The organism is Flavobacterium psychrotrophum (genome assembly GCF_003403075.1).
GTDB classification, from domain to species: domain Bacteria; phylum Bacteroidota; class Bacteroidia; order Flavobacteriales; family Flavobacteriaceae; genus Flavobacterium; species Flavobacterium psychrotrophum.
Genome location: NZ_CP031557.1, coordinates 1,665,822 through 1,688,547, shown reverse-complemented (window position 1 = coordinate 1,688,547; position 22,726 = coordinate 1,665,822). Strand labels below are relative to the sequence as shown.

Annotated in this window: 20 protein-coding genes; 14 read left to right on the top strand and 6 right to left on the bottom strand. The window is 38.4% G+C overall.

What is annotated here, in order from left to right; genetic code table 11:
• Nucleotides 1-25 precede the first annotated feature (25 nt).
• Both DYH63_RS07365 and DYH63_RS07360 read left to right on the top strand, forming a co-directional pair.
• Nucleotides 26-1,180: a type III secretion system effector protein gene (locus DYH63_RS07365; RefSeq protein WP_162926958.1), complete on the top strand. Its 1,155-nt coding sequence runs from the start codon at nucleotides 26-28 to the stop codon at nucleotides 1,178-1,180.
• A complete protein-coding gene (locus tag DYH63_RS07360) occupies nucleotides 1,173-1,679 on the top strand; it encodes a hypothetical protein (RefSeq protein ID WP_116788191.1) in 507 nt (168 codons plus the stop codon). The genes DYH63_RS07365 and DYH63_RS07360 overlap by 8 nt, the downstream gene beginning before the upstream one ends.
• Before the next feature lie 82 nt (nucleotides 1,680-1,761).
• Here the strand turns inward: DYH63_RS07360 and DYH63_RS07355 are convergent, their stop codons facing one another.
• Nucleotides 1,762-2,190, bottom strand: coding sequence for a DUF1573 domain-containing protein (locus DYH63_RS07355; protein ID WP_116788190.1), 429 nt, complete (start codon nucleotides 2,188-2,190; stop codon nucleotides 1,762-1,764).
• A gap of 160 nt (nucleotides 2,191-2,350) precedes the next feature.
• Here DYH63_RS07355 and DYH63_RS07350 point away from each other — a divergent pair, with 160 nt between their 5' ends.
• Nucleotides 2,351-4,981 carry a valine--tRNA ligase gene (locus tag DYH63_RS07350; protein WP_116790766.1) on the top strand — a complete coding sequence of 877 codons (2,631 nt, stop codon included), beginning with the start codon at nucleotides 2,351-2,353 and terminating at the stop codon, nucleotides 4,979-4,981.
• Nucleotides 4,982-5,067: 86 nt separating this feature from the next.
• On the opposite strand, the gene DYH63_RS07345 is transcribed toward DYH63_RS07350, so the two are convergent.
• Together DYH63_RS07345 and DYH63_RS07340 are read right to left on the bottom strand one after the other, a co-directional pair.
• Nucleotides 5,068-5,790 carry a LytR/AlgR family response regulator transcription factor gene (locus tag DYH63_RS07345; RefSeq protein ID WP_116788189.1) on the bottom strand — a complete coding sequence of 241 codons (723 nt, stop codon included), beginning with the start codon at nucleotides 5,788-5,790 and terminating at the stop codon, nucleotides 5,068-5,070.
• A 4-nt stretch (nucleotides 5,791-5,794) separates the two neighbouring features.
• Complete coding sequence (locus DYH63_RS07340) at nucleotides 5,795-6,841, bottom strand: sensor histidine kinase (protein ID WP_116788188.1); 1,047 nt, start codon at nucleotides 6,839-6,841, stop codon at nucleotides 5,795-5,797.
• A gap of 303 nt (nucleotides 6,842-7,144) precedes the next feature.
• Here DYH63_RS07340 and DYH63_RS07335 point away from each other — a divergent pair, with 303 nt between their 5' ends.
• The 3 genes from DYH63_RS07335 to ygiD all read left to right on the top strand — a co-directional run bounded on the left by DYH63_RS07335 (nucleotide 7,145) and on the right by ygiD (nucleotide 11,473).
• Nucleotides 7,145-9,520, top strand: a complete 2,376-nt coding sequence (locus DYH63_RS07335; protein ID WP_116788187.1) for a TonB-dependent receptor — start codon at nucleotides 7,145-7,147, stop codon at nucleotides 9,518-9,520.
• 32 nt (nucleotides 9,521-9,552) lie between these two features.
• Nucleotides 9,553-10,374: a DUF4249 domain-containing protein gene (locus tag DYH63_RS07330; protein ID WP_116788186.1), complete on the top strand. Its 822-nt coding sequence runs from the start codon at nucleotides 9,553-9,555 to the stop codon at nucleotides 10,372-10,374.
• 268 nt (nucleotides 10,375-10,642) lie between these two features.
• The gene (ygiD, locus tag DYH63_RS07325) at nucleotides 10,643-11,473 is read left to right on the top strand and encodes a 4,5-DOPA-extradiol-dioxygenase (RefSeq protein ID WP_116788185.1); all 831 of its coding nucleotides are present in this window, start codon (nucleotides 10,643-10,645) and stop codon (nucleotides 11,471-11,473) included.
• A gap of 1 nt (nucleotide 11,474) precedes the next feature.
• On the opposite strand, the gene DYH63_RS07320 is transcribed toward ygiD, so the two are convergent.
• From DYH63_RS07320 to DYH63_RS07310, 3 genes are all read right to left on the bottom strand, one after another.
• Nucleotides 11,475-11,765: a hypothetical protein gene (locus tag DYH63_RS07320; protein ID WP_116788184.1), complete on the bottom strand. Its 291-nt coding sequence runs from the start codon at nucleotides 11,763-11,765 to the stop codon at nucleotides 11,475-11,477.
• Nucleotides 11,766-11,769: 4 nt separating this feature from the next.
• Nucleotides 11,770-12,984, bottom strand: a complete 1,215-nt coding sequence (locus DYH63_RS07315) for a sterol desaturase family protein (RefSeq protein WP_116788183.1) — start codon at nucleotides 12,982-12,984, stop codon at nucleotides 11,770-11,772.
• A 200-nt stretch (nucleotides 12,985-13,184) separates the two neighbouring features.
• On the bottom strand, nucleotides 13,185-14,381 hold the full coding sequence (locus DYH63_RS07310; protein WP_116788182.1) for a serine hydrolase domain-containing protein: 1,197 nt from the start codon (nucleotides 14,379-14,381) through the stop codon (nucleotides 13,185-13,187).
• 207 nt (nucleotides 14,382-14,588) lie between these two features.
• Between DYH63_RS07310 and DYH63_RS07305 the strand changes: the two genes are divergently transcribed.
• The 8 genes from DYH63_RS07305 to DYH63_RS07270 all read left to right on the top strand — a co-directional run bounded on the left by DYH63_RS07305 (nucleotide 14,589) and on the right by DYH63_RS07270 (nucleotide 22,704).
• Entirely contained in the window at nucleotides 14,589-15,431 is an 843-nt protein-coding gene (locus tag DYH63_RS07305) for a 1,4-dihydroxy-2-naphthoyl-CoA synthase (protein ID WP_116788181.1), read from the top strand.
• Nucleotides 15,432-15,556: 125 nt separating this feature from the next.
• Nucleotides 15,557-16,165, top strand: coding sequence for a PH domain-containing protein (locus DYH63_RS07300; protein WP_116788180.1), 609 nt, complete (start codon nucleotides 15,557-15,559; stop codon nucleotides 16,163-16,165).
• Nucleotides 16,149-17,645, top strand: coding sequence for a PH domain-containing protein (locus tag DYH63_RS07295; RefSeq protein WP_162926957.1), 1,497 nt, complete (start codon nucleotides 16,149-16,151; stop codon nucleotides 17,643-17,645). The genes DYH63_RS07300 and DYH63_RS07295 overlap by 17 nt, the downstream gene beginning before the upstream one ends.
• A 79-nt stretch (nucleotides 17,646-17,724) precedes the next feature.
• On the top strand, nucleotides 17,725-18,627 hold the full coding sequence (gene menA / locus DYH63_RS07290) for a 1,4-dihydroxy-2-naphthoate octaprenyltransferase (protein ID WP_116788178.1): 903 nt from the start codon (nucleotides 17,725-17,727) through the stop codon (nucleotides 18,625-18,627).
• A gap of 26 nt (nucleotides 18,628-18,653) precedes the next feature.
• Nucleotides 18,654-19,328 carry a metal-dependent hydrolase gene (locus DYH63_RS07285; protein ID WP_116788177.1) on the top strand — a complete coding sequence of 225 codons (675 nt, stop codon included), beginning with the start codon at nucleotides 18,654-18,656 and terminating at the stop codon, nucleotides 19,326-19,328.
• A gap of 132 nt (nucleotides 19,329-19,460) precedes the next feature.
• Nucleotides 19,461-20,501: an o-succinylbenzoate synthase gene (locus DYH63_RS07280; protein WP_116788176.1), complete on the top strand. Its 1,041-nt coding sequence runs from the start codon at nucleotides 19,461-19,463 to the stop codon at nucleotides 20,499-20,501.
• A gap of 285 nt (nucleotides 20,502-20,786) precedes the next feature.
• Entirely contained in the window at nucleotides 20,787-21,206 is a 420-nt protein-coding gene (locus tag DYH63_RS07275) for a transposase-like zinc-binding domain-containing protein (protein ID WP_116788175.1), read from the top strand.
• Nucleotides 21,207-21,312: 106 nt separating this feature from the next.
• Nucleotides 21,313-22,704, top strand: coding sequence for a porin (locus tag DYH63_RS07270; RefSeq protein WP_116788174.1), 1,392 nt, complete (start codon nucleotides 21,313-21,315; stop codon nucleotides 22,702-22,704).
• Nucleotides 22,705-22,726: the final 22 nt, after the last annotated feature.

Sequence of the window (22,726 nt, the reverse complement as noted above, 5' to 3'; positions counted from 1 at the left end):
ATCATCACCTGGTTCAGGAATTACCTTGCAACAATATTTAGCCATTGTAGATTTGTCAGGCGGAACCGCAGGTGGCACAGGATCTGTTGGAGGTGGCTCATGGAGTAGTACACCAAGCCTTTTTAATCCTAACCCGGGAAAAGATGAGGATCCTGACTCGCAATATAATAACCCTTATACCTTGCCAATTATAGGTATTGTACATCCACTTTATACTAATTTAGAGCGCTATACCAATACGTTAAGTGATGCTAATAAAGAATTTTGGAATAAGAGTCAAAGTTCTAAAATTGTAAAAAGTATACAGGAATACTTAAAAACCCATCCTTTATCAAACAGTTTGAAGCAAATATTAGATCAGTTGCTTGATGAGGCAAGGTTAAACGGTGCAATTTATGATATAGAAAAATCTGTGGCATCGCCAGCCAATATAGATTTTAGTGCCGTAGCCGGCAATTCAGCTAATGAGCAGCGTTTTAATGCCATCTATAATACGGTTGCGTCATCACCATTGTTTAAAAAAATGATTACAAATATGTTTGGCACCAGTGAAAGATACAATGTAAAGTTTAAGATAGGCCCGACCGTAAATGCTAATGGTACAACAATACCGGCTTCGTCTAATAGCACAGTTACAAATACAGTAACACTAAGCCCTGATTTTCTAACACAGGGATCTACAGTAAGTATTGCTACCACCATAATACATGAAATGATACATGCATACCTAAACGTACTGAGGCTACGTGGTGGAGTAGACCCATCAATTATAGCATCAGACGATTTAGCGGCTTGCATACACAATTATTACAAGAATGATTTGGCTAATGAAGCAGGACAACATAATTTTATGGCCCAAAATTTTGGGCCTGTAATAACCCAAATGTTGTTAGAAATTAAAAACAGTTTGTTTACAGCGGCTGAAATTCATAAAGTAGAACATCCTGAAGTTTATGAAAGTTTTTATTTATATGCGCCTTTAAATATATCACCTGCTAATCCTCTTACGCAATCTCAGCAGATTTTACTATGGAACTGGAGTAATTTTTTTCAATGGCAAAGTTATGATGGATTAGTAGATCATCCTGAGTTTATAAATATTTTCCCAAGAGGATCAAATGATTACTATTTTTGTAAAAAATATATAGGCATTGGTAATTCCGCTTTTAAACATGAATAAAATAATATTATATATATTGCTTATCGTTTCTTTAAAACTTTCAGCACAAAATTTAGATTATCTGAAATCTCAGGACACCATTTACATTTCTTTACCAAAGATGTTTAGTGAAACTCCCTCACATATAAAGTACAATAAATTTGATATTGCTATTGACTCTAATGGTTTCGTTACTCAATATGTTTTTACAGATAAAGATTCTGTTGGAAAATTAATTGAAATTAGCATCAGGTTGAATCCTAAAATAGTTAAAGATAATTTTCCTATAGAGGTAAATAGGAAAATGTTTTTAAAAACATATAAAAAACAGATTTTAAATCTGGATATCATAAAGCAATACAGAAACCGGGAATTTTTCTTTGGGTATCTGGGGGCAAGGAGCTATGCCCCTTCTAAAAAAGTAATTTATGTTATAGATGAAGAGAGTCTGAAGAGGAAAGATAAAAATATTATATTGAGAAAGGCCGAATTAAGTACATTTGGATATATGAGAATATAATCCACATCTGATATAAAAATGAAATCCCGGAGCATAACTCAGGGATTTCATTTTTATATCAACTACTGGCAGATTAATGTTCTTATTGGTCCATCAGCGACTTTTTCTTTTCGAGTACGTTTACTTTACCCTTTTCAACTACTTCGCCTTTAAGCTTTAGGGCTACAGTACCTTCAGGATAGTTTACCGCATTGCTTTGTACGGTTATTGTTTTCCTTATGGGGCCGGGGTGCATGTTATATTTCACCTCAATTTTTCCGGCTTGTCCGGGCTTAATAGGGTCTTTAGGCTTGCTGGGTACCGTACAGCCACAGGTAGATTTTACATCGGTAATTATAAGGTCGGCATTTCCGGTATTGGTAAATTCAAATACCCTCAGGCCGCTGTCTTCTTCTTTTGTGGTGGTACCATAATCTACGGTATCACTCTTAAATTCAATTTTAGGCCCGTTCTGTGCATAAGTAGCAACTCCGGTAAATAGCACAGCTGCTAATAGTAAAATTTTTTTCATTCTAAAATGCATTTCTTATCCGTAAAAATACTCAGTTTAAAGTAAAGAACAAATATTGCATTGTCTTTTTTTATAATTGTTCTTATATGGTTACTTTTGCATACAATTTTACAAAAATCGCACCATTTTTTTGGATGTTTATTTAAGCAAGAAAAACGATATGACAATACCATCGCAATTTGACCCAAAAGCAGTAGAAACCAAGTGGTATGACTACTGGATGAAAAACAACTATTTCCATTCAGAGCCAGATAGCCGTACACCTTATACCATAGTCATCCCGCCGCCTAATGTTACCGGGGTACTGCACATGGGCCACATGCTTAATAACACCATACAGGATGTACTTATACGCCGTGCACGCCTTAGGGGCTTTAACGCCTGCTGGGTACCCGGCACAGACCACGCCAGTATAGCTACAGAAGCTAAAGTAGTTGCCAAGCTAAAAACAGAAGGCATAAACAAAGCCGACCTGAGCCGTGAAGAATTTTTAGGGCATGCCTGGGAGTGGACACATAAATATGGTGGTGTAATCCTGGACCAGCTTAAAAAACTGGGAGCGTCATGCGACTGGGAGCGTACCAAGTTTACTATGGACCCTGATATGAGTGCAGCGGTTATAAAATCGTTTGTAGACCTGTATAACAAAGGACTTATTTATCGTGGTTACCGTATGGTAAACTGGGATCCGGAGGCAAAGACAACGCTTTCTGACGAAGAAGTTATTTATGAAGAACGCCAGGGTAAGCTATATCATATTAAATACCAGATTGAAGGTACCCAGGATTATATAACTGTTGCTACAACACGCCCTGAGACTATTCTTGGCGATACTGCAATATGTATTAACCCTAACGATGAGCGTTATACGCACCTTAAGGGTAAAAAGGCAATCGTGCCTATTGTAAACCGTGTAATACCTATCATTTTTGATGAGTATGTAGACATGGAATTTGGTACAGGTGCACTTAAGGTAACACCTGCGCACGATGTTAATGATAAGGAGCTTGGTAACAAGCACAACCTTGAGATAATTGACATATTTAACGAAGATGCTACCCTTAACAGTTATGGCCTGCACTATGCTGGTAAAGACCGTTTTGTGGTGCGCGATGAAATTGCTACAGAACTTAAAGAACTTGGCAATCTTGAAAAAGTAGAAACACACCTTAATAAGGTAGGCACATCTGAAAGGACTAAAGCGGTTATAGAGCCAAGGCTTAGCGACCAGTGGTTCCTTAAAATGGAAGATCTTGTAAAGCCGGCCATAAAAGCGGTACTTGAAACGGAAGATGTAAAGCTGTACCCAAGCCGTTTTAACAACACTTACCGCCACTGGCTTGAAAACATACGCGACTGGAATATTTCGCGCCAGCTGTGGTGGGGACACCAGATACCGGCGTACTATTATGGCGATACAAAAGAAGATTTTGTTGTAGCTAATACACCCGAAGCTGCACTGGAATTAGCCAAGGAAAAAACCGGTAATGCAGCACTTACCATTACCGACCTGAAGCAGGATCCTGATGCGCTTGATACCTGGTTCTCTGCATGGCTGTGGCCAATGAGCGTATTTGATGGTGTTGTAAACCCTGATAACGAAGAATTTAAATATTACTATCCAACAAATGATCTTGTTACCGGCCCGGATATCCTTTTCTTCTGGGTGGCACGTATGATCATGGCGGGATATGAATTTAGTGGCGAAAAGCCGTTTACTAATGTATACCTTACTGGTCTGGTACGCGATAACCAGCGCAGGAAAATGAGCAAATCGTTAGGTAACTCACCGGATCCGCTGGACCTTATTGAAAAATTTGGTGCCGATGGTGTAAGGGTAGGTTTGTTGCTTAGCGCATCTGCCGGTAATGACATTATGTTTGACGAAGAGCTTTGTAACCAGGGTAAAGGCTTTACAAATAAGATATGGAATGCATTCCGCCTGATAAAAGGGTGGGAGGTAGCTGATATAGAACAGCCCGAATATGCTAAAAAAGCGATTGCCTGGTATGAAGCTAAGCTGAACAAGACCCTTTTAGAAATTGATGACCATTTTGAAAAGTACCGAATAAGCGATGCGCTTATGGCAATTTACAAACTGGTTTGGGACGACTTCTGTTCTTGGTTCCTTGAAATGATTAAGCCGGGCTATCAGCAGCCTATTGACGGCGCTACTTTTGCTAAAGCTATAGAAATGCTTGAAAGTAACCTTAAGCTGCTGCATCCGTTTATGCCGTTCCTTACCGAAGAAATTTGGCAACACATTGCAGAAAGATCTACTAAAGAAGCACTTATTGTATCTACATGGCCGGTAGCAAAGCCTGTTGATGAAAAGTTGCTTACAGACTTTGACCATGCTGCCGAGGTAATTGCGGGTATACGTACAATAAGAAAAGACAAGAATATTCCGTTCAGGGAGACTATTGAACTTAAAATTGTTAACAGCGAAAATGTATCTGACAGTTTTGACAGTATTGTTACAAAACTGGGTAACGTAACTGCCGTAGAATATATAACCGAAAAAATAAACGGCGCACTTACCTTCCGTGTTAAGAGCAATGAATATTTTATTCCTGTTACCGGTGCAGTAAATATTGAAGAGGAGATCGCTAAACTGGAAGAGGAGCTGAAATACAACCAGGGCTTCTTAAAATCGGTACAGTCAAAACTTAATAACGAGAAGTTTATGGCCGGCGCACCTGAAAAGGTTGTTGCTAACGAGCGACAAAAAGAAGCTGATGCCCTTGCAAAAATTGCAACGCTTCAACAAAGCCTGGAATCACTAAGATAATTTAGTTATGCTTTAAAAATAACAAAATGGTTACTTCAAAAATGAAGTAGCCATTTTGTTTTTATATTGTAGCTTTATTGAAGAGATTATTTACTTAATATTTTTTTTGTTACATATTCATCAAAAAAGAAATCGCGGTACACATTGCCAATAGGTATTTCGGCTCTTCCAATATACACGGTATTGTTATCTACAGAATCTACATGGTTTATGTTTATAACATATGATTTGCTCACTCTTACAAACATACTTTTTGGCAACTGGTCAAAAATGGTTTTTATGTTCATACCGCTAATAACCTTTTGGCCTTCGGTGTGCATTACCACATAGTCTTTAAGTCCTTCTACATATTGTATATTTTTAAAATATACTTTAAACATTTTACGGTCTGCTTTTACAAAAAAATAATCTTCTGTTACATTCTGAATATTATTTGCGCTATTATCAGCATTCAGCAGCTTTTGGTACGAAGCGGCTTTTTCTACAGCCTTGGCAAAGCGTTCTGCTTTTACCGGTTTAATAAGATAGTCTATTGCATCAACTTCATAACTATCTGTTGCAAATTCAGAAAATGCTGTTGTAAATATTACCAGTGTTTCTTTAGATATGGCACGGGCAAACTCAATGCCGTTTATACCCGGCATTTGTATATCCAGGAATATTAAATCTGTTTTATTATCTGTAATAAAATTCCCGGCGGCTTCTGGGCCGTTAAAGGTGCCTATAAGTTCCAGTTGACTAAATTGCTCAACCAGCATTTGTATAGCTTCTCTTGCCAGTGGTTCATCATCTACAATAATACAGGTCATGTTTTTATAGTTTTATTATTAACGTAACAGTATAAGTTTCCTCTTCATCGTCAATCTTAAGCATATAAGACGACGGAAATAAAAGTTCGAGCCTTCGCTTGATGTTTGCCAGTCCCAGTCCGCCTTCTTTACTCACGGCTTTTTTTGCAGGTTTAGAATTTACGCATATAAAGTAGAGTTCATTATCTACAACAGCAAAAAACAAATGAACATAAGATTGACCCGAAGCATCGTTATTATGTTTTACAGCATTTTCTACAAATGTAATAAAAAGCAGGGGGGGGATTTGAACCCCGCTCAGGTTGCCTTCTTTAGATATCATGAAATGAAAACTGTCGCGTCTTACTTTTTCTAAATTTAAAAAGTCTTCGAGAAAGTGTATGTCTGATGTAAGCAATACTTTCTCGCGGCTACTATCGTAAAGCTGGTATCGTAGCAGGTCACTAAGTTTTACCAATACCTCAGAGGCTTTATCAGGGTCTTTTTTAGTCAACACATTGGCATTATTTAACATATTGAACAAGAAATGAGGATTAATCTGATTTTTAAGCTGTTCTAATTCAGCGCTTGTTTTTGCCTGTTTAAGATCGTATATCAATTGCGCATCAAATATCCATTGCTGGAATAACTTAACTGCTGCCGATGCAAGAATAAGGACCAATATTATAAAAGAAAATGTAAAAAGGTTAATGCTGTCTTCTTTACTGGGCAGTAAGTAAGGCTCAAAAAACTCATAAGCAACCCAATAAATCAGAGATGAAATAATCATTGCTACCAATACACATGCGCCATAGTTTAGATATTTTTTTTTAAATAAAAATTTAGGTACAAAAAAATACATATTGCTGTATGCCAGTAGCAATATCTGAAAAAAGAAAACAATACGGCTATGTGTCTCAGTTGGTTCTGTATACTCTGGCGGGCTATAGTAAAGTACCGTGATGCTAAATATCATTAATATTATATGCCTGTATATACGGTATTTTTTTGAAGTAATTAATTGGAGTACCAAATCGGTATCCATTGTTTGTGTATGTAAAGTTTCAATCATAACGCTATTATATTATACGGGCAAATGTATTTTAAAAAGCACGACAGCATATTTTTATTATACTAAATATAAAATGGCATCTACCAACTTGGCTGCCAAATGTACATTATATAAAAGGATATAATTTGAACAGCTAAAAAGTTTGATTGCTTTTATCCCTTTAAACCCATAAGCTAATTTATTTAGTAGTGCCAATACTTATTTTAATATAGTAAACATTCAAGTTGGTATAGTATCTAAAATAAGGGTTATGTAAAAAATTAGTTTAGCTCCGGATTTAAATATTAATTCTAATCATTAAATATGGAGAAGAAAATCATTTATGTATTGCTTTTAGCCTTAACAGTAGGCTTTAGCGCCTGGTCTCAGGAAAAAGCCACACTTAGTGGCACGGTAGCAGATCAATCTAATAACGAAACGCTGATAGGTGTAAGTATTTACATTCCTGAAGCCGATGTGGCGCTAACTACAAATTCTTATGGTTTTTACTCGGTTACACTCCCTAAGGGAACTTATACAGTTATTATAAGTTACATGGGATTTACAGATGTACAGGAGCAGGTTAGTTTACAGGCAAATACTAAAAAAGATTTTGCAATGACAGAAAGCAGCCGACAGCTGGAAGAAGTTGTAATTACATCAAATTCCGGCAAGGCTAACATCCGCAAGCCTGAGATGAGTGTAAACAAATTATCGATAGCAACAATTAAGAAAATGCCTGCCGTACTGGGAGAAGTTGATGTACTGAAATCCATATTACAATTGCCCGGTGTTTCTAATGCTCAGGAGGGTGCCTCCGGTTTTAATGTAAGGGGCGGATCTGTAGATGGTAACCTCGTGCTTTTAGATGAGGCAGTAATATATAACACCTCGCATCTTTTTGGCTTTTTCTCTGTATTTAATTCAGATGTTATTAAAGACCTTAAGTTATATAAAGGCGGCATACCTGCTAATTTTGGTGGTAGAATATCGTCAGTACTGGACATCTACCAAAAAGAGGGAAACAATAAAGAATTCCATGCCACAGGCGGGTTAGGGCTTATATCAAGCCGGCTTTTGGTAGAAGGCCCTATAGTAAAAGAAAAGAGTTCATTTGTTGTGGCGGGCAGGGGCTCCTACATGCATCTTTTTCTTAAACTGGCTGATGAACCCAACTCTGTTTATTTTTATGACCTAAATGCTAAGCTTAATTATAAGTTTAATGATAATAATAACCTTTTTCTATCCGGCTATTACGGTTACGACTATATGAATTTTAATGATGCCCTGGTTAATGATTATGGTAACACTTTTTTAAATGTAAGATGGAACCACATTTTTTCAGATAAGCTTTTCTCAAACGCATCTGCCATTTACAGCGATTATGATTATAACCTCAGGATTAAGTTTGCCGGGCTTAACGCGGTTACCGAAATTAAGAACTATAATTTTAAGTACGACTTTAAACACTATGTGTCTAACAGTTTTTCGCTTGATTATGGTGTAAACTCTATTTATTACAACTTTAATCCCGGTACAATTACGCCCATTGCAGGTACATCTAGTGTGAACCCTGAACAGCTTGAAAAAAAATATGCCTGGGAAAACGCAGCTTATATAAGTGCGCAGCATAAAATTACCGATAACTTATCTATGACATACGGGTTGCGTTATAGTAACTTTTTAAGGTTAGGTAAAGAGTTAAGGAATACTTATGCAGATAATAGACCGGTGGTATTTAACGAAGAGTTTCAGGTGTATGAAGAGGCAACGCCAACAGGTACCAAGCAATACAACAGTAATCAAAAAGTTGCAGGTTTTGATAACCTTGAGCCCAGGTTAGGCATTAGCTATGCGCTAAACGACAACCAATCTGTAAAGGCGAGCTACAACCGCATGAGCCAGTACATACACCTTATCTCAAACACAGCATCTGCTACGCCACTTGATATATGGGCGCCAACAGATCAATACCTTAAGCCCGAAATCCTTGATCAGGTAGCATTAGGATATTTCAGGAATTTCTCTGAAGATAAATACTCGCTTGAAACAGAGGTGTTTTATAAAACCATTAAAAACAAAGCTGATTATATTGATGGAGCCGACCTGATTGCGAACAGAGCTATTGAAAGAGTAATGCTTAACGGCGAAGGCAGGGCTTACGGGCTTGAACTAATGTTAAAAAAGAATACAGGCAAGCTTACAGGCTGGCTTTCTTACACATTATCAAGGGCAGAACAGCGTACACCTGGTGGCATAGCAGGGGGTAAGGGCATAAATAATGGCGACTGGTACCGGGCTAATTATGATAAAACCCATAACCTTTCGTTAACAGGTGCTTACCAGTTTACCAAGAAATGGTCATTCGGGGCAATATTCACATTACAGAGTGGCCAAGCTGCTACATTCCCTAATGGTAAATACCAATATCAGGGTATCACAGTAGCAAACTACGGAACAAGAAATGACGATAACCTTTCGGCTTACCACCATCTTGATCTTTCTGCAACATATGTTCCTAAACCCGATAAAATTAAAGGCTGGCAAGGTGAATGGGTATTTAGTATTTATAATGCCTATGCCCGTAATAATGCAGCTTCATACACCTTTGGGCAAAACCAGGATACCGGTGCAAGCGAGGCAAAACGTATGTCTATATTCGGCATTATGCCCAGCGTAACATACAATTTCAAGTTTTAAAAATGCAGTAGAATAATCTAAAAGTCAATAAAATGAAAATATACCAAATAATAGCATTACTAATTATTGGAAGCCTGATGGTTTCCTGCGAAGATGTAATAACTGTAGACCTTGATACTGCTGCGCCACAACTTGTAATAGATGCCTCTATAGACTGGGTAAAAGGTACTCCCGGCAATGAACAGAAGATAGTGCTGTCAACCACTACAGGCTACTACAGTGCCGATTTTCCAACGGTATCCGGTGCAGAAATAACCGTTAAAAATACCACTGGAACAGTATTTTATTTTGCGGAATCGGGCAATGCCGGTGAGTACCTATGTAATAATTTCGAGCCGGTATTAGGAGAAACGTACCAAATGACCATAATTCTTAACGGGCAGACTTACAAAGCATCTGAGACACTAACATCTGCTCCGGATATCATGGATACTATTGAACAGGATAATGAAGGTGGTATGGGCGGCGACGAAATAGAAATTACCTACTATTACCAGGATGATGCTAATGCTACAAATTATTATTTGTTTGGCGTAACCTCACCAAGAGTATCCTTCCCTGTATATGAGGTTGAAGATGACCTAAGCAACCAGGGTAATATAGTGCCCGAATTTTACTCGCATGAAGATTTAAAACCCGGAGACTTAGTTAATATAAAGCTCTACGGAATTTCTAAACGCTATTATGAATACATGAATAAATTAATTGTAGCATCTGGCGCCGATGGTGGCCCATGGCCTGCAACACCGTCTGCCGTACGCGGAAATATTGTAAACCAGACCGATTTTAACAACTTTGCTTTTGGCTATTTCAGGCTTACTGAGGTTAGTACAAAAGATTATACAATACAGTAGTTTCATAAATTTTGTTTTGGGTTTGTTTGCCGGCTTACAAAAGCGTAAGCCGGCATTTTTATTATTAAATACTTCGATTGGTACAGCAAAAAAACTATTGCTTAAAAACCCAGAGTATAAAACCACCATAAACCGCTGTTATACTGTATTTAAAAATATCTATTTATCAGAATAAATATATTATATTTGTATATACAAATGTTGTGTATACATGTTAAGTATTTACAATAGTTGTATGTGTAGATATCAAATTTAAATACTACAAGCAATGTCATTACATACTTTTAAAAACTGGACAGATAACCTTAAACAGGAAGATATAAAAATGCCTGTACTTTTTATAGGCCACGGCTCACCTATGAATGGTATAGAAGATACAGAGTTTAGCCGTACCTGGCACAGGCTGGGGCAGGAGGTAGAAAAACCAAAAGCTGTACTTGTAGTTTCGGCACACTGGCTTACGCATGGCACTCACGTAACTGCTATGGATAACCCAAAAACCATACACGATTTTGGCGGATTCCCGCAGGCATTGTTTGATGTGCAGTATCCGGCTCCCGGCAGCCCGTCACTTGCTGAAGAAACAGTAAAGCTAATTACATCAACAAACGTTGGCCTTGACCACGACTGGGGCTTAGATCATGGTACCTGGACGGTGGTGCGCCACATGTATCCCGATGCCGATATTCCGGTTTTACAGTTGAGTATTGACTATAACAAGCCACCACAATATCATTATGACCTTGCAAAACAACTGGCAGCATTGCGTAAAAAGGGTGTACTGATTATAGGTAGCGGTAATATGGTACACAACCTGCGCATGGTAGACTGGAAGAAATTAAACGAACCCAATTACGGTTTTGACTGGGCTATAGAAATGAATTCCATTTTTAAAGAGAAGATAGGTAATGGTAGCCATGATGAGCTTATTAACTATGAAAAGTTAAATAAAGCAGCAAAGCTTGCCATCCCTACGCCAGATCATTACTATCCGTTATTATACACTCTCGGCCTGCAGGATAGTACAGATAATGTTAACTTTTTTAATGATAAAATGGTAGGCGGATCATTAAACATGACAGGGGTTAAGATAGGCTAAGCTACAGCCAGAAAATACTATTTAACCTGTGCTGTACCGGCAACCCCTTGTTAGCATCTTCGGTAATAGAAAGAAGTTCTTCTTTCAGGGTTGTGGCTGTTAATGGCTGGCCGTCGCGGCTGTAGGCTAAAACAGGATTAGGTATTTCATTTTTAGCACATACAGAATTTGGCGATGTATTACAGTCGCTACAAAATTCTGTAAAGGCTTCGTGTACTTTTTGTTCCAGCTGTGTTTCATCGGCATCCATAATGCGGCGCAGCATCTTCAGTTTTATTTTAGTTGTATCCATAGGTTTATCGTGTTTGAAGAATATATCCCTGATACCATTTTCCTAATGAGAAAAGTTTCTCGGCAAGCACCATCATAATAAGCACTACAAACGAATATTCAGGATAACCCTCAATATATAAAATGTGTGTAGCAAATAAGAGCAGGCGGGCATACTCAAGGTAATATATCCATTTGCGCTGCTCCAGCAAGGCACCGCAATTTATAAGTGTAATAAGTATAAAGAGCAGGGTAAAAACTTTATCTTCTAATGTAAGGCCATCAAAAAAGAAGGTAAACAGCATTAATACAAAAGTAGAAAGTGCAATTTGCACGGCAAGATATCCTTTAAAACGCAGGGCTTTTAGCTTTAGGCTCCTGTCTTGTAAAAAACGCTTTTCAAGTTCCGGGCGAATATCCTGGTCCATATTTGCAGGGCTACCAAAAACAGCATTCCACTTATTTTTAAAACCGCTTGCACGCCTGTAACTTTCGGCTATCTCAAAATAGTAATGAAAATGCTGCCATAAAAAGCTATAACTCTTTAGCGGGTGCGTAAGCCCGTACTTTGGTTTTTCTTCTTCTACCTGAAAAGTACCAAATAGTTTATCCCAAAATACAAACATATCGCCATAGTTCTTATCAAGATATTTCTCATCGCTAGCATGGTGTACGCCATGTAATGAAGGCGTAATAAAAACATACTCCAGCCACTTAATGCGCCCTATAATTTGCGTATGTGTAAAGAAGGAGTAAGCGCCATGAACAATAAGCATGGTAATAACCATATCTGGATGGAACCCAAATAACGGCAACAAGCACCAAAATCCTGTACGGATAACGGCCTGTATTGTAGTGATACGTGCAGCAGCTGTAAAATTAAATTCCTCGCTGTGGTGATGCACAATGTGCGCTGCCCAGAATATGTTTACTTCATGCCCAAGGCGGTGGTACCAGTACCATACAAAATCTGTAGCCAGGATAAGGCCTATCCATATTGCCCAATGGTTAGGTATCTTAAATATGGCAAAGTTCTCGTATATCCAATAATAAAGGGTATAGAATGCGCCTGCAACAAAAAGGTTAAGCAGCCTTTCTGCAATGCCTATGCTTACGTTACTTACCGAGCTTTCGTACTTAAATAATTCAGGCCTTTTTTGCCGCTGTGCCGCCTTGTATTCTAAAAATACAAAAAGGAAAAATGCCGGCATGGCAAAGGCAAGGTAATTATAATGTTCCATGTGTTTTGATTGTGTGCACTGCAAAAATATAAAACTCTACTAAATTAGTAGAGTAATGAATTAAAAAATTATCAACCTATTTTTGTTTACAACCCAAAACATTCTGAAATACATTTATAAAATGACTTATCGCGCACAAAAAAATAACCCCACATACACATACTGCATAGTGGGGTTATAAAATTTTTAAACGATTATATTTATTCTGCGCCGTCGTCTCCTTTATCCGGTTTTATAGGATATTTACCAAACTGGGTAGAAAGCTTCCATATTTTATAAGGCTTATACGAAAACCTGTTGCTAAGTGCTATAAGCGTAACAGTATCTTTTTTTAGCGTAACATATGATGTTGTGTTACCATGCCACCATCCGTTATGGTAAAACAGTTTTTCACCTGTTTCCCATTCGTGCATACGTATGCCAAGGCCATAATTTCTTTCACCCTTATGTTCATAACTGTACCCCTGAAAAACCTGCTTTACAAGTTTAGGATTCAGGAATTTTTTAGAGTAGGTAGCCAGGTCAAACTTAAGCATATCCCTCGGGGTAGAGTAGATGTTCTTATCGCCATATATGTTATCTAAAAAATCATAATCATACAACACGCCATTCCCTTTATAAGACAGCGATGCCGTAGCTTTGTCTTTCTCATAATCAAACACAAAAGTGTTCTTCATGCCCAGCGGCTCAAAAATTACCTTTTTCATTGCCTGGCGATAGTTCATGCCGGTAAGCTTTTCTATTACCAGTGCCAGCATGGTATAGTTTGTATTACAATAACCAAACTTTTTATCGGGCTTAAAGTAAAGCGCAAATTTATGCTCAGCCAATAAATTCAACACATCCTGGTTGGTCATCATAGACCGGTCCCAAATGGCGCGGTCATCACTAAAATAAGCATAGTTAGGCAGTCCGCTACGGTGATTAAGCAGCATTTTTATAGAAATATCCTCATAAGGAAATTCCGGAAGAATCGTGTTTACCTTCTGGTCAAGATCCAGTTTGCCACGGTCTACCAGCTTAAGTATCACGGCTGCTGTTAGTACCTTACTTACCGATGCAAGGTGCAGCGGGGTATCTTCGGTTATCTCAGTCTTTTCTTTCCTGTTTGCAAAGCCGCCATAATGTTCAAAAATTATTTGCCCGTTCTTGGCTACTAAAAAGCCACCGCTCAGGTCATCTTTAGACCATACCTTATTATAAAAATGCTGTATGGCTGTTTTTTTTGAATTTTTGTAGCTGTCGCTCAGCTTTGCGAACTTTGTGTTTAACGGTGTTATATGTAGTACAGTATCAGGCTCATTATCATCTGTATTGTCTGCCAGTGCTTTTGATTCCTGTTTACAGGCCGTTAATAAAAGTAATAATATAAAGGGTGTATATCGTAAAATCTTCATGTGTGTGTCTAGGGTCGAAACCGCAAATATAATTAAAGCCATTAGTTATAAAACCCTTTTTTGATAGTGTTAACAGTTATTTTTTAAATTTTATTGTGTTGTTTTCTTTAACTTTTTGAAAGGCAGCGGCTTTGGTACCAAGCATTTTTTTTCTTGCGACCAAACAATAAAAATTGCCTATTTTTACGGTAAAATATAACTACTGTAATGGATAAAATTAACTGGAAAACCGTAAAGGAGTTTGAAGATATAACCTATAAGAAATGTAATGGCGTAGCCCGCATAGCTTTTAACAGGCCCGATGTGCGCAACGCCTTTCGTCCTAAAACCACAGCCGAACTTTTTGAAGCTTTTATAGATGCCAGGGAGGATACCTCTATAGGTGTCGTATTACTTAGCGCCGAAGGGCCTTCAAGCAGAGACGGTGTGTACAGCTTTTGCAGTGGCGGCGACCAAAAAGCCCGCGGACACCAGGGGTATGTGGGCGATGATGGTATGCACCGCCTTAATATTTTAGAGGTACAGCGTGTTATCCGTTTTATGCCAAAGGTAGTTATTGCCGTAGTTCCCGGATGGGCAGTAGGCGGGGGGCATAGCCTGCATGTAGTTTGCGACCTTACCCTGGCCAGTAAAGAACACGCTATTTTTAAACAAACCGATGCCGATGTTACCAGTTTTGACGGTGGATATGGTTCTGCATACCTTGCTAAAATGGTAGGCCAGAAACGTGCACGTGAAATATTCTTTTTAGGAAGAAACTACAACGCGCAGGAGGCTTATGATATGGGTATGGTAAATGCTGTTATACCCCATGCCGAACTTGAAGATACAGCTTATGAATGGGCACAGGAAATACTGGGTAAATCGCCTACATCTATCAAGATGCTTAAGTTTGCCTTTAACCTTACCGATGATGGTATGGTAGGTCAGCAGGTATTTGCCGGTGAGGCCACACGCCTTACTTACATGACCGAAGAGGCAAAAGAAGGACGTGATGCTTTTCTTGAAAAGAGAAAGCCTAACTTCCGTGATATTAAGTGGATACCGTAACCGGTTTATGGTTGTTAGTTACAGGTTGATAGAAACTTCATCATACGTTATAAGCTTATAATGAATTATTTCATACAATTATCTGAGTAAGGCTGACAACCAACAACTGACAACCAATAACTAAAATGAACGATTTTAGCAACGAAACTATAGATACCCTTAACCTGCCCCGGTATGAAGATGTGGAGCTTACACCCATACATCCTTCATACCTCAATGTGATATGGTTTAATATAGCCTTTGTATTTGGCATTATGGCCATAGTGGCCGGGTTGCTCTTTTATTTTGTTACTGATGCGCCTGATTACTGGATGCAAATAACTATAGGGTATATTGTATTGTTACTTTTTACTATTATAACCCGTTATATAAGTTTCAGGAATAAAGGCTTTGCGTTTCGCACGCACGATGTTATTTACCGTAGCGGTGCCATAAGCACCACTACAATGATAATACCTTATAACAGGGTGCAGCACGTAGCCCAGCATGAAGGTATTGTAGCGCGCTGGCTTGGCCTGGCTACTGTTGAGATATTTACTGCCGGGGGTACAGGTGGCGACATTAAAATTCCCGGCCTTGAAAAAATACACGCTTCAGCCCTGAAAAAATTACTTATTGGTAAAATAGAAAACAAACAGGAAGAAGAGGAGACTGATCTTTATTCGGCAGCTGTTGAAGAGCGTAACCGTGAAATTTTGTCTGAAACAACCGATGAGGATGGAGCAGCAAATTAATTTCAACACCCCGCAGCGACAGTCATTACTGGGTATCTTTATAATGTTTGCAGATTCGTTTCAGGAGGGTGTGCGGGCCTTATTGCCGTTTGTTGTAATATCGTTGTTTTCAGAAAAAAAGAAATGGCTTTTTTATGTGATTCCTTTTGCTATTGTACTTGTTGGCGGACTAATAATAGGTTATTTCCGGTACCTTAATTTTACCTTTTTTATAGAAGACGGCGATTTTGTTTTACGGAAAGGGATCTTTAAAAAAACCCGCATTGCAGTTCCGTTGCATAAAATACAGCAGGTAAACATCAACCAGAATTTTATACAGCGTATACTTAAAGTATATGAACTGGAGGTTGATACTGCGGGAAGCTCAAAAACCGAAATAACCATAAAAGCAGTATCCAGGCAGTATGCACTGGCTCTTAAACAACGCCTTTTACAAGATGGTGCTGTAACCGATGATACTTTTAATGATGATGAATTTTTAGGATTAACAAAGCAAAAGCCTTTTATTTACATAAGCTTTTCCAGTATATTAAAAACAGGTATTACCAGTAATTATGTAAGGAGCTTTGGTATATTGTTTGCCTTTTTTATCTCTACATTTCAGCACCTGGATGACTATCTTACTTATAACGATACAAAAGAGAGCTTTATACACGATTATTTTAATACCGAGTTTCTGCTGCGCTTTATAGCATCCATTATTTTTTCTATCCTTTTATTAACGTTACTTATAAACTTGGGGCGAACCATACTGCGCTTTTATGATTTTAAGGTTACTAAAGAGAAAAATTCTCTATTACTATCGCACGGGCTTATAAACACGCAGAATACGATCATAAGGCCCGATAAGGTGCAAATGGTTACTGTAGGGCGTAACTATTTCCAAAAAAAGTTTGATATTAATGATGTGAAGATTCGTCAGGCATCAGACTTGGAACAAAGTAAAGACCGCGCTAAGATGTCGATGGAAATTCCGGGTGTAAACGAAACCGAGAAGAACATTCTGTTAGAATTTTTACTTGAAAAAATGCCGGAACGCGGTTTTGCTGTAAAGCCTAACTTTCGTAAAATGATTTTTGAAACCTTTACTCTCATCATAGCGCCTGTAGGCTTGTTGTACGGTTATACAAAACTGGTACCTCCTGTAGCAGGTATATTAATGGTTGTGCCTTTTTATGTAGTGTTTGTTGGCATACTTATTTACTTTGCTTTCAGGAACAGCAGACTATTTATAACCCCCGATTTTATAATCCGTCAGCGGGGTGCCTGGGATATTGATAATGACATATTGATGCCTCATAAAATTCAGGGCATACAATTGCAGCAATACTTTTGGCAGAAAATGAGCGATGTAGGTGTTATAAAAATTTATACTGCCGGCGGGCACACTACCTTTGGATTGGCTAACTTTACACAACTAAAAAAACTGGCCAATTACTGGCTTTACCAGGTAGAAACCACAGATAAAAACTGGATGTAATTTCATGTGGATTTGTCAATTTGGTAATGCAAGTAATTCGTCGCTTTGAATTCAAAATTTATAATTTAAAATAAATTAAATGTCTAATACAAAAGCATGGCTTGAGGCCGCACGTTTAAGAACACTTCCACTATCTGTATCCGGCATACTGGTAGGTAGTTTTTACGCGTTTTCACAAGGATATATTAATTGGGGCATACTGGCTCTGGCATTAGTTACGACACTTGGTTTACAGGTACTTTCTAACTTTGCTAATGATTATGGCGATGGTGTTAAGGGAACAGATAATGAGCACCGTATAGGGCCGCAACGCGCCATACAAAAAGGTGCTATTACAATACCCGCCATGAAAAAGGGTATTATAATTACATCGGTTCTTACTATGATTGCTGCCATTGTGCTGATTTACCTATCGTTTGGCAGCGAAAATTTTGCCTACTCGGTTTTCTTTTTCGTATTAGGATTAGGAGCTGTTGCGGCTGCAATAAAATATACGGTAGGTAATAATGCTTACGGCTACAGAGGGCTTGGCGATGTATTTGTCTTTATCTTTTTTGGCCTTGTTAGTGTTATTGGCTGTTACTTCCTGTTCTCTAAGCAGGTAGATGTGTTGGTAATACTTCCGGCAATATCTGTTGGTCTATTAAGTGTTGCGGTACTTAACCTTAACAACATGCGCGATCAGGTAAGCGATACCATGAGTGGTAAAAATACCATTGTGGTAAAAATGGGAGCTAAAGCCGCCAAGCTATATCATTATACTGTAATAATTACCGCATTGGCATTAACACTTGCTTTTGCTATATTAAATCATTTTACTGCGGTGCAGTATGTTTTTCTCCTTGCATACATACCATTTCTCCTGCATTTAAAAACCGTTGCTAACAATACTGTTCCGCGCGACTTAGACCCTGAGCTTAAAAAAGTAGCGCTGGGCACATTCTTTTTGTCGGTGCTGCTATGCATTGCCATGCAACTATAAATTACAAATTACCAAATACACACATTATGAAAATTACATTTTACGGACACGCCAGTCTTGGCATTGAAACTAACGGAAAGCATATTATTGTAGACCCTTACATCACTGCTAATGAGCTTGCCGCACATATAAAAATTGAAGACCTTAAAGCCGATTATATTTTACTTACCCATGCACATGGTGATCACGTACTGGATGTAGAAGAAATTGCTAAAAACACCGGTGCAACCATAGTTTCTAACGCAGAGATTGCTACTTATTATGGTAAAAAAGGTTTTAACGTACACCCTATGAACCATGGTGGCAGCTGGCAGTTTGACTTTGGTAAGGTAAAGTATGTAAATGCTATACACTCAAGCCAGTTTCCTGACGGTACATATGGTGGTAACCAGGGTGGTTTTGTTATAGAGGCTGATAAGAACATTTATATAGCCGGCGATACTGCCCTTACCTATGATATGAAGCTTATTCCGCTGCGTACAAAGCTGGATCTTGCTATCCTGCCTATTGGCTCTAACTTTACCATGGATGCTGAAGATGCTGTTATAGCATCAGATTTTGTTGAATGCGACAATGTACTGGGTTATCACTATGATACGTTTGGTTATATCAAAATAGACCATGAAGCGACTAAGAAGCTATTTACTGATAAAGGAAAGAAGATTACCTTACTAGAAATAGGCGATAGCCTGACCGTATAATATCGCAAAGTATCTCAAAGAAGGCACAAAGTTTCGCAAAGGCCATAAGGTATACGTACTTTTGATTATACCCTTAGTGAAACTTTGTGCCTTCTTTGCGTAACTTAGTGTAATTGATTCAATTCGCAATTCATGATAGCAAAATATCAACAATACATTCTTGATTTTAAACGCCCCAGCGGAACATCACGTGGTGTAATGACCCAAAAAGAAACCTGGTTCATTATACTGGAAGCTGATGGCAAAAAGGGGATAGGTGAGTGTGGTATACTGCGTGGCTTAAGCATTGACGACCGGCCAGATTATGAAGAAAAGCTAAAGTGGGCCTGCAATAATATTCATTTAGGCGAGGCTGCCTTGTGGGAAGCATTAATTGAATTTCCTTCAATACAGTTTGGTTTAGAAACCGCGTTTAGGTCTTTAGCTGCACAAAATGCTTTTGAAATCTATCCATCGACATTTACTTCAGGCAAGGCAAACATCCCTATAAACGGACTGGTCTGGATGGGGGATGAGGGCTACATGAAGCAGCAAATCGAGGATAAACTTGCACAGGGTTTTAACTGTATCAAACTCAAAATTGGTGCTATAGATTTCGAAAAAGAACTTAATCTTTTAGCATTTATCAGGCAGCATTTTAGCGCAGATGAAATAGAGATACGCGTAGATGCTAATGGCGCTTTTGCTGTAGCAGATGCTTTAAGTAAACTATCACAACTATCAATATTTGAATTACATAGCATAGAGCAACCTGTAAAAGCAGGGCAGCCTGATGCAATGAAGAAACTCTGCTTAGATACATCACTTCCCATAGCGCTTGATGAAGAACTTATAGGTGTTTTTAGCTATGAAGATAAAGAAGCCTTACTGCAAAAAATACAACCCCAATACATCATTCTAAAACCAAGCCTTGTAGGTGGGTTTAGAGGAAGTGAGGAATGGATAGTTCTTGCTGAAAAGTACAATATTGGCTGGTGGATCACATCTGCATTAGAAAGTAATATTGGCCTTAACGCCATTGCCCAGTACACTTTTACTAAAAATAACCCGATGCCACAAGGTCTGGGTACCGGTGCTTTATATACTAATAATTTTGACTCGCCACTTGTGGTTCAAAACGGTGAGTTGTATTACGATACTACATTATCCTGGGATGTAAATATTCTTGACTAAAACATCTGGTCCTTATAAATTCTGGTTTTTTCAACTTTCCCCAACTGTTTACGGTGTTACAGGGTAGAATTTTTAACTCATAATACTAAATACTAAAAATGCCAATGGTATATATTAAAATGTATTATAACAAAGCAAAGTCAATCTATTAAATACATCAATCTATGAATTATGTGTAATTATTTTAAATTATAATTGTTCTGTAAATAAAAAAACAAGACATTTTTTTTATTATTCGTTTTTATATATTTGCTAAATTATTATATTTATGCAAAAATAGTATATATGGACATTTTAGCCTGCCCAAAATGCCACGGCAACCAGATAGTTAAGAGCGGAATAATAAGTAATAAGCAGCGTTATCTCTGTAAAAAATGCAACTATTATTTTACCGTTAACAAAATAGGTAAGAAGATAGATAACTATTACGTTACTAAAGTATTACAGCTGTATCTTGAAGGACTTAGCTTTAGGGAAATTGAGCGTATTATTGGCGTATCCCATGTTACGGTAAGCAACTGGGTAAAGGAGTTTAAGGTCAAGAAACCATCACACGGCGATTATCATCCCACCTATAAGATATTCAACCATTTAGAACTTGTAGAATACCTCAAAAACAAAGACCGCTTATCTGGCGCAGGCATGATTATTACTGAGCTTGGCGATAAATTCATGCTTATAAAATGGGAACGTTTTAAGGACTAAAACTATACACTTTACAACTGTATATACTATAATTTCTTTCATTGAACTGTTTTTTAGAATTTGGCTGTACGAAAACGTTACAAAAACCCAAATTTTGACGAATAGTATGAAAAAATTAACCATCTGTGCCGCACTGCTGTTTTCTTCAGTCGCCGCATTAGCTCAGGGATCCAGTGAGTACGGTTCCGGCTTAAAGTTTAATATCGATTCTACAGGCAGCAAATATCTGCGTACCATAGTATGGGACCAGATATGGCTACGATCTACCGAGATGAATCCGGGTACTGCCATTAACGGCGAAACCGCAACAACAAGTACCGATATTGGTAATCGCAGGCTGCGTTTGCTTATGTATGCGCAGCTCTCTAAAAGGTACCTTATCCTTACACACTTTGGTATTAACAACCAGACTTTTACTAATGGCGGCGCTGCCAGTACAACAGGAACCGGTGGTTATGGTGCCGCAAAAAAACCGGGAATGTTTTTTCATGATGCCTGGAACGAATATGCAGTTATACTGCCGGGAGAAAGCGGAAAATTTAGCCTTTCGATAGGAGGTGGCCTGCACTATTATATGGGGTTAAGCCGTATGACAATGGCGTCTACACTTAACTTTCTTGCCGCAGACGCACCAATATTCAACTGGCCGCTAATTGAAAATTCAGACCAGTTTGCCCGGCAGATGGGGCTTTTTGCTAAAGGTAAATATGGGCATTTAGAATACCGCCTTAGCTATAACAAGCCATTTGCAACAAATATTAACATACTTGAAACTAATGCCGCATCTGGGGCTTATGTTCAGCCTCAGGGCGTTGCCTTTGACAGTAATGGCAATACAAAATGGAGTAAGGCAGGATATATAGAATACCAGTTTTTTGATGTAGAAAGTAACCTGCTGCCTTATAAGGTAGGAAGTTATCTGGGCAGTAAAAAGGTATTTAACCTGGGAGCAGGTTTTTACCTGGCTCCGGATGGTACACGATCGCGCAATGCAGATGCCACGGTATCTAAACACGACATTAACCTGTTCTCTGCCGATGCTTTTCTTGATATACCAATAGGCTCTAAAAAAGGGGCAATAACCGCATACAGTGTGTTTTATAGCTATGATTTTGGTCCTAACTACATGCGTAACCTGGGTATTATGAACGTAGGGGTAAACGATGGAACCTTTACAGGTTCTCGCGCTATTGCAGGAGCAGGTAACGCCCAGCCTACAATGGGTACAGGGAGCATTTGGTACACTCAGGCAGGTTTTCTTATACCGGACAGCCATGCTAAGCCAAAAGTAAGGATACAGCCGTATGCAGCTTATACCTACAAAAATTTTGAAGCGCTTGATAAAGCCAGTTCACAGTTTGACGTAGGAGCTAACTGGTATATAGACGGGCACCATGCCAAGATAACAACACAATATGCCACAAGGCCGGTATATACAAGTACTGACAGCTATAGCACAAAAGGAGAATTCCTGGTGCAACTGGCCATCTATCTGTAAATAAACAATAATTCTATAAACA